Origin of the sequence: Bacillus sp. FSL E2-8868, from assembly GCF_038005505.1 — a bacterium.
GTDB lineage: Bacteria > Bacillota > Bacilli > Bacillales > Bacillaceae_G > Bacillus_A > Bacillus_A mycoides.
In genome coordinates this window covers 2,002,422-2,016,790 of the sequence record NZ_JBBOTI010000001.1, presented here as the reverse complement: position 1 = coordinate 2,016,790, position 14,369 = coordinate 2,002,422, and the positions used below count along the sequence as shown (strand labels likewise).

14 protein-coding genes and 1 riboswitch are annotated in these 14,369 nt (G+C 31.8%); of the genes, 3 read left to right on the top strand and 11 right to left on the bottom strand.

Going from position 1 to position 14,369, the window contains the following annotated elements; genetic code table 11:
- Positions 1-4 precede the first annotated feature (4 nt).
- From NSS74_RS10590 to NSS74_RS10575, 4 genes are all read right to left on the bottom strand, one after another.
- On the bottom strand, positions 5-1,423 hold the full coding sequence (locus tag NSS74_RS10590; protein ID WP_061690136.1) for a HAMP domain-containing histidine kinase: 1,419 nt from the start codon (positions 1,421-1,423) through the stop codon (positions 5-7).
- Complete coding sequence (locus tag NSS74_RS10585) at positions 1,420-2,094, bottom strand: response regulator transcription factor (protein ID WP_002032425.1); 675 nt, start codon at positions 2,092-2,094, stop codon at positions 1,420-1,422. The genes NSS74_RS10590 and NSS74_RS10585 overlap by 4 nt, the downstream gene beginning before the upstream one ends.
- 12 nt (positions 2,095-2,106) lie before the next feature.
- Positions 2,107-2,637, bottom strand: coding sequence for a hypothetical protein (locus NSS74_RS10580; protein ID WP_061690135.1), 531 nt, complete (start codon positions 2,635-2,637; stop codon positions 2,107-2,109).
- Positions 2,638-2,745: 108 nt separating this feature from the next.
- Positions 2,746-3,264: a GrpB family protein gene (locus NSS74_RS10575; protein WP_149190570.1), complete on the bottom strand. Its 519-nt coding sequence runs from the start codon at positions 3,262-3,264 to the stop codon at positions 2,746-2,748.
- Positions 3,265-3,390: 126 nt separating this feature from the next.
- Between NSS74_RS10575 and NSS74_RS10570 the strand changes: the two genes are divergently transcribed.
- Both NSS74_RS10570 and NSS74_RS10565 read left to right on the top strand, forming a co-directional pair.
- Positions 3,391-4,272 carry a serine/threonine protein kinase gene (locus tag NSS74_RS10570; RefSeq protein ID WP_340813518.1) on the top strand — a complete coding sequence of 294 codons (882 nt, stop codon included), beginning with the start codon at positions 3,391-3,393 and terminating at the stop codon, positions 4,270-4,272.
- 46 nt (positions 4,273-4,318) lie between these two features.
- On the top strand, positions 4,319-5,638 hold the full coding sequence (locus tag NSS74_RS10565; protein ID WP_002141985.1) for a sensor histidine kinase: 1,320 nt from the start codon (positions 4,319-4,321) through the stop codon (positions 5,636-5,638).
- A 99-nt stretch (positions 5,639-5,737) separates the two neighbouring features.
- Here NSS74_RS10565 and NSS74_RS10560 read toward each other — a convergent pair whose 3' ends face one another.
- The 4 genes from NSS74_RS10560 to NSS74_RS10545 all read right to left on the bottom strand — a co-directional run bounded on the left by NSS74_RS10560 (position 5,738) and on the right by NSS74_RS10545 (position 9,024).
- Complete coding sequence (locus NSS74_RS10560; RefSeq protein WP_000007808.1) at positions 5,738-5,836, bottom strand: YjcZ family sporulation protein; 99 nt, start codon at positions 5,834-5,836, stop codon at positions 5,738-5,740.
- 135 nt (positions 5,837-5,971) lie between these two features.
- Positions 5,972-6,772 (bottom strand): energy-coupling factor transporter transmembrane component T family protein, encoded by an 801-nt coding sequence (locus NSS74_RS10555; protein WP_002189766.1) that lies wholly within the window; start codon positions 6,770-6,772, stop codon positions 5,972-5,974.
- Positions 6,765-8,465 carry an ABC transporter ATP-binding protein gene (locus tag NSS74_RS10550; protein ID WP_061690132.1) on the bottom strand — a complete coding sequence of 567 codons (1,701 nt, stop codon included), beginning with the start codon at positions 8,463-8,465 and terminating at the stop codon, positions 6,765-6,767. Before NSS74_RS10550 ends, NSS74_RS10555 begins: the two co-directional genes overlap by 8 nt.
- A 10-nt stretch (positions 8,466-8,475) precedes the next feature.
- Entirely contained in the window at positions 8,476-9,024 is a 549-nt protein-coding gene (locus tag NSS74_RS10545; protein WP_061690131.1) for an ECF-type riboflavin transporter substrate-binding protein, read from the bottom strand.
- Between the two features lie 139 nt (positions 9,025-9,163).
- Positions 9,164-9,279: riboswitch (SAM riboswitch) on the bottom strand.
- A gap of 150 nt (positions 9,280-9,429) precedes the next feature.
- On the opposite strand from NSS74_RS10545, the gene NSS74_RS10540 reads away from it, so the two are divergent.
- Positions 9,430-10,113: an aspartate/glutamate racemase family protein gene (locus NSS74_RS10540; RefSeq protein WP_080449973.1), complete on the top strand. Its 684-nt coding sequence runs from the start codon at positions 9,430-9,432 to the stop codon at positions 10,111-10,113.
- Between the two features lie 49 nt (positions 10,114-10,162).
- Here the strand turns inward: NSS74_RS10540 and NSS74_RS10535 are convergent, their stop codons facing one another.
- The 3 genes from NSS74_RS10535 to NSS74_RS10525 all read right to left on the bottom strand — a co-directional run bounded on the left by NSS74_RS10535 (position 10,163) and on the right by NSS74_RS10525 (position 14,346).
- Entirely contained in the window at positions 10,163-11,341 is a 1,179-nt protein-coding gene (locus NSS74_RS10535) for a macrolide family glycosyltransferase (RefSeq protein ID WP_340813516.1), read from the bottom strand.
- Positions 11,342-11,596: 255 nt separating this feature from the next.
- A complete protein-coding gene (lepB, locus tag NSS74_RS10530) occupies positions 11,597-12,127 on the bottom strand; it encodes a signal peptidase I (RefSeq protein ID WP_002013161.1) in 531 nt (176 codons plus the stop codon).
- Between the two features lie 92 nt (positions 12,128-12,219).
- A complete protein-coding gene (locus NSS74_RS10525) occupies positions 12,220-14,346 on the bottom strand; it encodes a peptidoglycan D,D-transpeptidase FtsI family protein (RefSeq protein ID WP_002141994.1) in 2,127 nt (708 codons plus the stop codon).
- Positions 14,347-14,369 lie beyond the last annotated feature (23 nt).

Sequence of the window (14,369 nt, the reverse complement as noted above, 5' to 3'; positions counted from 1 at the left end):
TTAACTATTCATGTGTAGTATCCGGAAATGTAATTGTAACAATTGTTCCTTCGTTTTCTTTACTCTCTAATTGAATAGCTCCGTTATATTTTTCTACAAGCCTTTTTGCAATTGATAAACCTAGCCCATTTCCACCTTGTTTTCGGCTTCTCGCTTTATCAACTCTATAAAAACGGTTAAGAACAAATGGTAAATCAGCTTCAGGTATTCCTGTTCCATGATCTATTATGCGGATTTTAATTTTTCCTGACCGCATACTTGATTCAATGCAAATATACTTATTAGCTCCTTTTGTATATTTCACTGCATTATCCATTACAATAATAATTATTTGTTCTAAGTAAGATGATGGTATTGAAACATACGCTTCATCTGCATCCAATTTCATATCAAATTGAAAGTCAGTTTGCAGTACTGCAAAGTTTTGTGTAACTTGTTTTAATACGCTATTAACATGGACTCGTTCAGCTACTATTGGATGTATCTGTTCTGATTCAGCCCTTGATAGCTCTAGCAATTCTGAAACTAATTTATTTAATCGATCTACTTCTTTTAAACTGGATTGAAGAGATTTATCCAATATAGCTGGATCATTTTTCCCCCATCGATTCAGCATTGATAAGTGCCCTTGAATAATTGTTAATGGTGTTCTTAATTCATGCGATGCGTCTTCTACAAACTGTTTTTGCTGTGTAAAAGAAGTTTCCACTTCATCCATCATTTCATTAAAAAGAATCGATAATTTTGCGAGTTCATCATTATTTTCTCGTACTGGAACTCTTTCATTTAGTCCGTTTTTCTTAATACGCTTCATCGTATCCGTTATGTTTTGAACACTTGATAAAAGCTTTTTCGTTATAAGTATTCCGCCTAAAAAACTAAACACTAATCCACATATCCCTGCAAAGACCATTACCACTAAGATAATTTTTAATAAATGATCAAATGTCTCTAAGTTTTTCGTAAGTTCAATAGTTCCCGTGAATTTTTTTGTTTGAATTGGTATGCGCTCAACTAATATTCGATCTTCTATATGTCTTTTTATTAAGGATTCATCTTGGGTAACCTGTTTTGGTTTTATCCAAGCTTCATTAAAATCTCGAGAAACAGTAACAATGGGCTTTCCATCATTTCCGATAATACGAATCATTTGATGTTTATCAATCATATTATTTAGAAATTCTTTACTATTTTCAAATGTTTTGCTCGAGAGCGTTTCGTTTTTATCTTGAAAATATGCCGCTATTTCTGTCAATTGTCTGTTTATTTGTTTCTGTTCATAATCTATAGTCCACTTATTAATTACAATGAATTGTAACGTGCTATACAAAATAAACAAAATGAATACTAGTGTAGTGGACCAAAGTGTTAATTTCCACTTTATAGGTAAATTTCGAATTCGGTGCACAATGTTTTTTATCATTTCATTATATATCCAGCACCGCGAACTGTTTGGATATACTCCTCCTTATCCACACTATGTAACTTATTACGTAAATAACGAACATACACATCGACTATATTTGTCTCAACCATTGCATCATATCCCCATACTTGGTCCAGTAAAATATCACGGGTAAGAACTCGATTAATATTTTTCATAAACATAAGCAGTAGCTCGAATTCTTTATTTGTAAGTTCAATTTCTTCATTTCCTTTAGTTATAGTTCGAGATTCAATCTGAAGCTGTAGATCTTTAAACGAAAGAAATGATGCGTGCTTTTGCTCTGTATTTTCTTCTCTCCTAAAAATCACTCTCATACGTGCTAAAAGTTCTTCAATTGCAAACGGTTTTGGAAGATAATCATCAGCTCCACTATCTAACCCTGTCACACGGTCCATAATACTATCACGAGCAGTCAACATAATAATAGGTGTACTTTTAGTTGCTCTTAGTCGACGACATACTTCCAGTCCGTTTAATCCTGGTAACATTAAATCAAGTAATATGAGATCGTAATTCTTTTCAAGTGCTGCTTCTAATCCCTTTCTTCCATCAAGTTGTATATCTACTATATATCCTTCATACTTTAATTCTAATTCTAAAAAATCTGCTAAGCTTTCCTCATCCTCAATAATTAGTATATGTTGCAACGATACTTCCTCCTATACGATTAAATGAATAAGTAATTCTATTCCGAATATAATTGCAACGATTTGATGTGTTTTTCGATACATTATCAATTTCGTTTTCTTATTAGTTTGTTGTAAAACAAATCCCGCAATCCCTAATGCTATTAAGGTTAAAAGAGAAAATATACCACTGTATACTAGCATAATATGCCGACTTCCTTTTATTAAAAAGTAAACACCGTGAGTAGTCGCAACAGCTATTACAGCGTATCCAATTAATACGTGAAAATGTTTTATAAAAAGATATAGCTCTTTAATTATTTTAAATCTGTGAATATGTTTCTTCTTTAAAAATAACCATATATGACGTAAGAACCATAATGATGCAGCTATAATTACCCCGTATTCACCTAAAGAACCTAATTTCTTATTTAGCCATTGTACATTTAATACATTCCCGTACAAAACATTAATAAATAGCAATTCTACACTACAAACAATAATAGTAATACCGATTATTTTAACATATATATGGAAATATTTATTTCTAAGTATTTTCTCCATTTTATATAATCTCCTTTTGACTCAAAGCTCTATAATCAGCAGTGTATCAAGTAAAAGAGAGAATAACATGAGAGAAAGATTAAAATAAAATGAGAATCTGCAAACTACTTATATTTTATTTATCTCCTTTTTGGCCAATTCTAATATGTTGCAAATAAACGGTGCTTTTGCATTTGTATATGAAACACGATCAAAAGGATATGTAGCAGCAAGCATCTCTTTTAATTTTCTATATTCTTCACGTGCCCACTCATGATTTATTAGAAAGTCTCGAAATAAAAGGTTGTTCCTCCATTCCTCGCTATTATAAATATAAACATGTAAATGGTGGGTACCAGCTCTCCATTTACCTTTCCTAAAAAAACGCCAATTAGGTATTTTTTTAGGAACATATTCATAGCCAATTTCTTCTAGGGCTTCCCTCCAATTTTCGGTAATTTGTAAATTTGTTACGCCGATCATCATATCAATAAGAGGTTTAGCCCCTAACCCTTCTACAGCTGTGCTTCCGATATGTTCAATAGCAATAATTTCTTCATGGAGTAACGGCACAAGTTTATTTTTTTCATTTAAAAACTCTGTATGCCAATATTGTTGGTACGGTTTAATTATGATTTTTCCATCCATTTGCTTTCCTCCTTATAACTATATATTATTATATTTATAAAATTTAAGTTTATAAATATAGGGATTTCACAAAATATGTCGAATACTGTAATGGACAACTTAATTATATTAAATTCGAGGTGAATTATGATAGATATTCCAGTTAAAATTCAGTTAGATACTATAACATTCCAACTAAAAAAACATCATAATTTTGATTGGCTTACAAAACTAGGTACAGTATTTGCGGTTTTTGACCAACAAGATTCCGGTAATATAAGTTTTGGTGTTGAAAAGAATGGGAAAAAGAACTTTATAAAATATGCAGGGGCACAAACACTCGCATATAATGCTTCTACAAATGAAGCTATACAAAGATTAAAAAGCTCAGTTACTATATACAATGAATTAAAACACGTTTCTCTTATAAATTTAATTGATCACTACCCTGTACAGCATGGATATGTTTTAATTTTCGATTGGTTTGACGGTGAATGTCTTCACTCGCACTGGAGTTTCCCACCCCCAGCAAAATATAATGATCCTAACTCACCATTTTATAAATATAAAAAATTATCCGTTAAAAATAGGCTAGTTTCATTAAATTCTATTTTTAATTTCCATACTTACGTTGAACATAAAAACTATGTAGCTATTGATTTTTATGACGGTAGTATTTTGTACAACTTTAAAACTAATGAAACAAAAATTTGTGATATTGATTTATACAGTAACAAACCGTATGTAAATAAGATGGGACGAATGTGGGGGTCATCTCGTTTTATGTCACCTGAAGAGTTTCAACTTAATGCTATGATAGACGGGAAAACTAATGTATTTAATATGGGGGCTATAGCTTTCGCACTATTAGGTGGCGGGCAAGATCGTTCCTTTATGAAATGGGAAGCTAGTGCAGGCTTATATGAAGTAGCATACCGTGCTGTAAATGAAAATCGTAGTGAGCGCTATGCGTCAATGGAAGAGTTTAATAATGCATGGTTAAAAGCCTATAACACTGAAAATCTATAAAAACTAAATACATTGTAAAAGTACATGTAAAACTTGTACTTTTATAATGTATAATACATATGGGATTGAAATTCAGGATAACGGGGCATGTATTATGAACTTTGTTTACATTAATCAAAATGTTTTAAATAATCTTCTTTATATTTTAAGCAGTATATTTGTTTTTTATTTTATTTATGATAGTGGGTATTTTGGGAAGAAATATAAGAAACTACTTATCATTCTTTGTACGAGTATCCCACTAATTTTATGTATGCGGTACCCCATCTATATGGATGAAAATTATATTCACGATTTAAGACAAATCCCCTTTTTAATTGGTACACTTTATGGTGGATTTCCAGTCGGTATTGCATTACTCATGATTTTATTAATAATACGTTTTATGTTTTATGGTTTTAGCCTGTTAACAATCATTGTTTATGGAACGATGTTAATAATTACAGCATTCGCATCCTCAAAATTTAATACATACAATAGGAAAATAAAAGTAACTTCATCTATGTTTTTAACTTTTTTCCTTGCAATATTTACAACAGTAATTGTTTTAACTCTATCAGATTTTGAAGTGAATAATTTGTACATTATTTATTTCATTCTATTACCAACTATTTTAATATTATTTATGGTCTATTTTAATGAGGTTTTAAAAGATGCAATATTTATGCGATCAAAATTAATAAAAGTTGAAAAAATGGAGATTGTCAGCCAACTCGCTGCAAGTATTTCACATGAAGTAAGGAATCCATTGACTGTTGTAAAAGGATTTACACAACTTTTAAAAACACCCAATATAACTCAACAATCCAAAGATGAGTATATTGAACATATTCTTGAAGAGTTAAATCGTGCACAAGCAATTATTGATGATTACTTAACTTTTGCCAAACCGGCTTCAGAAAAACTAGATCATATTTCAGTGGAGCACGAGTTAAATCGAGTTATTAATATGATGTTGCCTTTTTGTAACATGAATACTATTAATATTACAAAAGAGTTCTCAGAGGGAACAATTATTGGTAATACACAGCACTTCCATCAATGTTTTTTAAATTTAATAAAAAACAGTATAGAAGCAATGCCATGTGGCGGTAATCTAATTATTTCTGCAACTGTTAGCAATAATAAGGTCATAATAAGGATTCAAGATAGTGGAGTTGGAATGTCGCAAGAGCAAATTAATCGATTTGGCGAACCATATTTTAGTACAAAAACGAAAGGTACTGGTTTAGGTACGATGGTTGCTGTTAAAATTATTGAAACGATGCGAGGCAGTTTAAAAATCCGAAGTATCGTTAATAAAGGAACTACTTTAACTATTACATTCCCAAAATATAATAATGAGAGCACGTTGCATAATAAATAAAAAAGGAGCATAATGGCTCCTTTTTTATTTCGATACAAAAAGTATCTGCTATGTTTTTTAAATTTACATTTAGAAGAGACTAATTAGAAATTAGTACCCTTAGCTCCAACAGCTACATCCAACAATAATTAATAAAATAAATAACACAACTAATAAAGCGAAACCTCCACCAAAACCACAAGAACCGCCGAAACTCATATTTTTTCCTCCTTTTGGTTTGAAAACTAATAGGTAGTTGATCATTTTAACTGGTTCGTATTATACAGTATGTATATCTCCCTTTTTTGAGCATGTCTTCATAAAAATTAGTAAAAGCACTCTATTGAGAGTGCTTTAAAATGGGTACCAGAAGCTTTGGAATACATTCAACTTTAAGTAAACTGCAATAATCAAAATGATAATACCAACAAAAAGTGTGATGTAATCCTCCTTTTGTGCGTCTTTTGCATAGTACCACGTTCGTTTATCCTTTTTTCCAAAACCTCTTAAATCCATTGCATTTGAAACAGTATCAATCCTTTCTAATGAATGAATAATAAGTGGCCAAAAAATTAAAACACGGTTTTTCATACGAATCCACAAGCTCGCTTCTCCTTTTTCAAAAGGTACGCCTCTTGCTTCCTGCGCGTGTCTAATGATTATATATTCAGATTGAATACTTGGTATATAACGCAGTGCAATATTTATTGCATATGTAATTTTATAAGGAACAGCAAATTTATTTAAGCTGCTTACAAATTCACTTGGATGAGTTGTATAAATAAAAAGAAGTGTAAATGGTAATAACGTAAAATATTTCAATGAAAGTGTAGCTGCATAAAATAAAGTTTCATATGTAATTGTTGCATAACCTATATAAAAAAAAGAGGTATACGATCCCGTTAATTCCGATCCATGGGTGGGCGTAATGAAAAGAATCATAACAGAATTTAATAAACTAAATGTAAATATAACGCTGAAAATAACTATAATTTTACGCAATTGAATTTTTGCAATTAAGAGGCCGATACATCCAATAATAAATAAAATTAGCAATATACGAAAATCAAAAAATAAAAAAGTAAGTGTCATACAAAATATAAATAAAGATAATTTAATTGCACCATCCATACGATACAAATACGTATTATGCATATTCCTCCCTCCTATTAGCTTCAATATAAAGTTTCACAAATGTTTCTGGAGTTGGAATTCCGCTTAATTTAGCTAGTTTTATTAATGAAATCTCCCGTAGATTAGCTCTTTGTAACGTTCCTTTATCCCCTAAAACAGCAGATACAGTATTGTCCGCAATAATTTTCCCTTCATGCAGAACTACCGCTCGATCTGCATATTCTAAAGCAAGATTCATATCGTGTGTGATAATAATAAAGGATATGCCCCTTTCAGCCAGTTTTCTAATAAACGACATAAACTGTTTGTAATGGTAATAATCTTGTCCAGCTGTCGGCTCATCTAATACAATAAGTTTTGGGTTTGTTATAAGTACAGATGCAATAGTAAGCCTCTTTTTTTGTCCATAGCTTAATGCCTGAATTGGCCAGTTACGAAATGGATATAATCCACAAATTTTTAAAGATTTTTCGACTCTTTTCTCAATCTCATCTTTAGAAACCTTTTTTAATTTTAATGAATATGAAACCTCTTCTAAAACAGTAGGCTGTGTAATCATTTGATTTGGGTTTTGCATAACGTAAGAAATAACTTCCCCGCGTTTACGAATAGACCAACAATTTATATTTTCTCCATCGAATGTTATTCTCCCATTCTTCGTTTTATTTATTCCTATAAGAGTATGAGCTAATGTCGATTTCCCTGCTCCATTATGACCCAATAACGCTACTATTTCTCCCTCTCCTATTGAAAGGTTGATATCTTCTAAGGCTGTATGTTTGTTATTGTACGTAAATGATAAATTTTCTATCTTGCATAAAGCTTTTTTAATATATTTGTTTTTTGATGAAACTTGCTTATGCATCCAGTTCTTTAATAGGCTATGAACGCCTGCATTACGAAGATTTTCAATTGGAAATACCCTAACATTATTACTATCAAAATTTAATTTCTTTAGCGCCTCTATATAAATAGGTTCTCTTAGTCCGATATTTGGTAATATATTAGAATTTAAAATACTATCCGGTGAACCAACGGCAATAACTTCTCCCTCATCTATTAAAATAATTTTATCTAAATCAAGGTTTAAAATTTCTTCTATTCGATGTTCAATAATTACAATTGTTTTATTATATTTCTCATGTATATTTTTAATGAGTTCTATTGTATTCAAACTACATGCAGGATCCAAATTAGCTAACGGTTCATCAAATAATAATATATCGGCATTTGTCGTTAGCAGACCTGCAAGAGAGACTGTCTGTTTTTGACCTCCTGATAATTCATGCGGACTTTGTGTATGAAAGTCCTGCATGCTTACCTTTTTTAAAGAATCCGTAACAATCTTTTTCATTTCTATTTGATTTACACAATCGTTTTCTAATGCAAATGCTACATCCTCTTCGACAGTAAGGCCTATAAATTGTGAATCTTGATCTTGTAATATTGTCCCTACGTGTTTACTCTGTTCAAAAACACTACCTTTTCTCGGATCCTTTCCAGCTATTAAAATGTTACCGGTACTTATCCCTTCGTAAGAAAATGGGATTAGCCCATTTATACAATGAGCTAATGTTGACTTACCTGAACCACTTCGTCCAGCGATAAGTACCTTTTCCCCAGGATATATTTGAAATGTAATATCTTTTAAAGTAGGCTGCGTGGTATGCCTATATTGAAAGGTAAATTGTTCAAAAGAAATAATTGGTTGCATGTATTCATCCCTACTTTTCAATTTTTAAATGTGTATGTTTCTTATTTGATTTCGCTAGACCGATCGTGATTGGTAAGCCAAGAACTAAAAATACGATAACGTCTGCAATTGTTGCGCCTAGTACTTGTATAACTATTTTGTCAAACGGTTCTCCCATCACAATAATATCGAATGCTCCAGCAAATATAATTGCTATGACAATACCAATTAACCCTGCAATTGTAAAATAAGAAATATCACGGTTATTATACGTTCCATGTTTTACACTAAAACCAACTCTTTTTTGTATGAGTCCCATTGCTAAACCAATAATACCTGAACTAATAACCCATCCCCACCAAATACCCCAACCAGCGATCGTATCTGTAACGGTATGACCGATGAGTCCTATTAAAAGTCCTGCTACCGGGCCAAATAACGCTCCAAAAACTGTTAAAATAGCCAATGCGGGTTTAATAAATGTATTCGGTGCGATAGAAAATCCCCAAAGCCCTAATACCCCGTATAGAGCTGCTCCAATTCCAATAGCTACTACTAGCTTTGTCGTTAATTTGTTCATTACAATTCCCCTCTCGTATTATTCAACTTTTAATACTCTATATTTATTTTGAAAATGAATTATGCATCTACACTTCCTTTCTATACAACAAAAAATGACCTCTTAAATAAGAGGTCATTTTCTTTCACGTACAAGAATCCCCTTATCTTTCAAAAGACACATAGTGTCCTCTGCGGAATTAGCACCTTCCTATGTAATTACATAGGGGTTGCTGAGGCTTCAAAGGGCCGTTCCCTCTACCTCTCTGGATAAGTATGTATTTGTAATCTGTATTATGGCACTAACAATAAAAAATTTCAATACTTTTCTTACTATTTTTATTTTTCGATAAATAGTTCATTTAAATCATTGTATTCTTATCGGAATTATGAAATAATAAATTCAAAATTGTTACGGGAGGAATGCATGATGAAAGTAATTGGCTTAATTGGCGGACTAAGTTGGGAATCAACATCGTTATATTATAAACATATTAATACACTAACTCTCTCTCAATATGATCAAAATGCGAAGCTTGTTTTATATAGTATGGACTTTGGTGAAGTAACTACATTATTACAAAATCATCAATATGAAGAAGTGAAAAATGAATTAGTCGCAGTAGCAAAAAAAGTAGAACACTCTGGAGCTGAATGTTTACTAATGTGTTCTAATACTGTACATCTATTTGCTGAGGAAGTAGAACAAGCAATATCAATCCCACTTCTTCATATCGGTGATGTAAGTGCTAAAGAAATGGTAGAACAGAATATAAAACGGATCGGATTATTAGGAACGAAACAAACAATGGAAGAAGATTTTTATACATCACGACTAGCAAAATATAACATTGAGACAATCATCCCAAATGACGAAGAAAGAACTTTTATCCATCACGTCATATTAAATGAATTAAGTAGAGGAATTATTTCAGAAACATCAAAAGAAAAACTAATACAAATTACCAATTCATTAGTTAATAATGGGGCTGAAGGAATTCTACTTGGCTGTACGGAAATTCCTTTGCTCATCTCCCAAAATGATCTATCTGTTCCTGTTTTTGATACTGCTTATTTACATGCGAATACTGCTGTACAATTTGCTGGATAATAATATAAAAGCATACAGGTAGAGCCTCTATGCTTTTATATTATCCGAACTATTTATTTAAAAGAGCATCAATAACTGCAATGGCTCTTTTGGAACCACCACACCCTAAAAAACTTTCATTCAGTTTTTGAATGCCATGTTTATACTTTTTATTTGAAAGAACGTCTGTTACCGCCTTTTTTAAAATTTGCACATTAACATGCTCTTTCAATAATCTATGTGCTGCCTCAAGCTCAGTTAATCTTTGCGCTATCATAGGTTGATCTTTATCATGCGGTATTATCACAAATGGGACATTATAATGGATTGCATCGTGCACACTATTCATTCCACCATGTGTAATAAAAACATCTGCTTCACTTAATATTTCTGATTGAGGTACGTAAGGGGTTATAATAAAGTTGTCTGGCGCTTGCTTAATTTTTGAAATATCATTTCTATCACCAATCGCCATTACTACAATCCCTTCGAAATTTGAAAAAGCATCAATACAAGTATTAAAAAATGGTTCGAGCCCTTCGAGAAGTGTTCCCATTGAAATATAAATAACTTTCTTTTTTGAAAGCAATTCAAGTGGAAACTTTACATTTGTTTTGCGCTTTATAATACTCGGTCCAATAAAAACATTGTTTTCTCCGAACGAATCGCTATTAGGTTGAAAATAACGACTTGTATACACGAGACTAATATCTCCCTTATTATGCATAAATTGAAGATTACTTTTGGGCTTTACTCCAAATTCATGTTCCATTTGATACAGTAACTTTTCAGAGAGTTCATCGGGTTGGAATTGTATGTCTGCATTTGGATGAAAAGGCAAGGTTTCCAATAATACTGGTGGAATTAAAAATATAGGAGAGGAAACTATGCCTGGAACTTGTAAATATTCCTTTACTAACTCTCCAGCACCAAATATATCATAAACTATGAAATCAAAATTAATGCTTTTACATAATCGTTTCGTAATTTCTAATATGTATAAAGAAGTTTGAACATGTACATGAAAGAAAGTTTTTAATCCATATGAAGTTTCATTATCAATAGAAATCTCCTTTAATAAATCCGGATGAGTATGTACAATGGCTCCCAAAACTTCAAGCCTTTCCTTAAAACTTTCCGTTGTAATATAGTGTACGTTATCACCTCTTTCAGTAAAGGCCTTTACTAAACTTAATGTAGGATTTACATGTCCCTCTGCAGGGAAATTAACTATTAAAATATTCATCACTTATTTCTCACTCCTACAATTCAATGTTCTTATTAATCGTACTGTTATTATTACAAGCAATCTTCCCTTAATAGTCCCAATATACTTACTACTTTAGGTTGATAAATAATTATCAGACATTGAAAAAGGCATCTACATAAAATGTAGATGCCTAACTGTGATAAGGAGTGTTCTGTGAGGTTAGGATAAGCTTTTCTGCTTGTCCTATGCTATCAATATATGAATTATTTTATAAAACGTGCATATCTAATAGAATTATTTTAACCATTTTATTTGATCAAATGGATAATATACCATTTTCACTTTACCTATTACATGTGACTCATTGATAAGTCCAAGTGTATTCCTACTATCTTTACTATGATTTCGATTATCACCTAATACAAATAATTTATGCGAGGGAACTTTCATTTCTCTAAAGTTTGAAAAACGATTTGATACTTGTGACATATCTAACTGTATATACAACTCATCTCGCTTTTTACCGTTAATATATACCACATCGTTTCTTAATTGTATGTTATCCCCTGGTAATCCAATAATTCGTTTCACGTAGTATGTAGGCTCGTCTTCTTTTTTTATTATTACAACATCACCATGATGAAAAGAAGAAAAATAGACACTAGCCTTATTAACTAGTATGCGATTATTTTCATTCAAAGTAGGTTGCATCGAAATTCCTTCTACCATACAAAATAAAAATGACTTATTAATAATAATAATTCCTATTATAATTAAAATATAGCTACATATTTTTCTCCAATCTTTTAGAATCAATTGCTTCATATATACCTCATTTCTAATATACCTCATTTCTAATCTATTCGTATGTAAAAACGTCTCTAGTCCATATAAATGCTAGAGACGTTTCGTATATTTTAATTCTCTTTAGAGTCATCTATTTTTGGTGCTTCGCCAGTTAATCGCTTATTTTTTAAATCAAAATAAGCATCTAAAACTTCTTTTCCAATATCAGAGTTAATACCAGACTTATCATTTATAACCCATGGTACTACAACAGAAAATGCTACTTCTGGATCATCATATGGCGCATATCCTGCTAATGTTAAATTATAGCATTCTCTACGATCGCCTTTCTCATTTCTCCCAATATCACTTTCTCCACCGTATACAGTCTGTGCAGTTCCTGTTTTGCCAGCTGGTTTATACGGTGCTTTTTGGAACGCCCTTACTCCCGTTCCATCCCCTTCTTGGAATACTTTCCTAAAGCCTTCTTTTACTTGATTGATATATTCTTCTTTCATATCAATTCTATTTAAAACAACGGGTTCTATTGATTGTACTACTTTACCGACCTCATCTTTTTGAACGGTTTGTTCTCTAATTTCTTGAAGAATTTGTGGTTTCATACGATACCCGCCATTTGCAATAGTTGAAATATATTGTGCAAGCTGAAGTGGTGTATACGTATCATACTGACCAATGGAAAAGTCTAATAAGAAACCTGGCTGATTATCTTTTCTCCCAATTTGCCCCGCTGTTTCATTCGGTAAATCAATGCCTGTTGGAACACCTAAACCAAATTGTCTGAAATAATATCTCATCTTATCAAAGTATTCTTGTTTAATATCTAATGAACTGTTCTTTACATAATCCATACCAGCAATTTTTAATGCTGTGTTAAACATATAAACGTTAGAGGAAACTTGTAAAGCTCTTAGGTCATCTATATCTCCAAAATCTTTCCATGACTTTTTCTCCTTAGTTCCTTTAAACTTCATAGGTGCATCATAAAAATGTGTTCCCGGTGTTATAGCTTTTGTTTCAAATCCGGTTAATACTGTAGCACCTTTAACAGTTGATCCAAGCTCGTATGAACTTGTCAGCGTACCTAAAGCATAATCTTCTACTTCCGTTTTTCCGTCTTTTTCTACAAGTCTTTTCCCAGCCATCGATAATACTTGGCCGTTTTTCGGATTCATCATTACAACGAAAGCACGGTCCAACATCGATTCTGAACCTTTATAGGCCTTTAATATTTTTTCTATGCTCTCTTCTACTTTTTTCTGTAATTCCATATCTATTGTTAAAGTTAAATTCTTGCCGCTTTTTCCTTCAGAAACGGTTTCCGTTCTAATTGTATTACCTTGTTTATCTGCAACGCTTCTTACTTCTTTTTTTGTACCATGAAGTACATCTTCATATTGCTGCTCGATATAACTTTTTCCAACCCTATCATTTCGGCTATAATCACGTACCAAGTAGTAATCTAATCGTTCACTTGGTAATCCTTCATCGGAATTAGAAACATTTCCAAGAACAGATCGGAATAATCCATCATTTACATACACTCTCTCCCAATCCACCGATACGTCTACACCTGGGAGATTCGCTAAACCTTCACTAATTATAGTAAATTCCTTTTCACTAACATCTTTTTTAATAATTTGAGGAGCCATTTGATAACCAGAAGTCATCTTACTTTTAATAGCTAACACTTTTATATCTTTCTCTGTTAATTCCTGAAGATTTTTATCTGTAACCCGTTTTCTTTTTAACTCTTCTATTTTTTTATCTAGCTTCTTGCCGCTAATATCCTTTTCTCTAAATGTATCTATTTCTTTTTTCGATACTAGATTTTCAGCCAGTTTCGGATTTAATTGCATCCAAAAATCTTTCTTATCTGTCTCATTTAACTTATCTATATCTTCTTGCGGCATTTCAATTATGTCTACAAGTTGTCTTGCAGTTTTTAATATATCTTCTGATTTTACACCTTTCATCTTTGTGTACGTGATCGTGCGTAAAGATGTATTATCAACAACTGGATTCCCTTCTCGATCAAATATTTTCCCACGTGGGACAGATAGGCTCACAGTTGCATTTTCTCTCTTTTCTACTTCATTTTTATAAGTCTCTCCATCGAAAATTTGCACTTTACCTAACTGTATAATCATTGCAGAAAATAATAAAAATACACATAGAAATAAAATATTTAACCGCATCGGTATTGCTCTACCACTTTTTTTCACTTGCTTTTTCACCTTGTCATAATCTCCTCCTTACA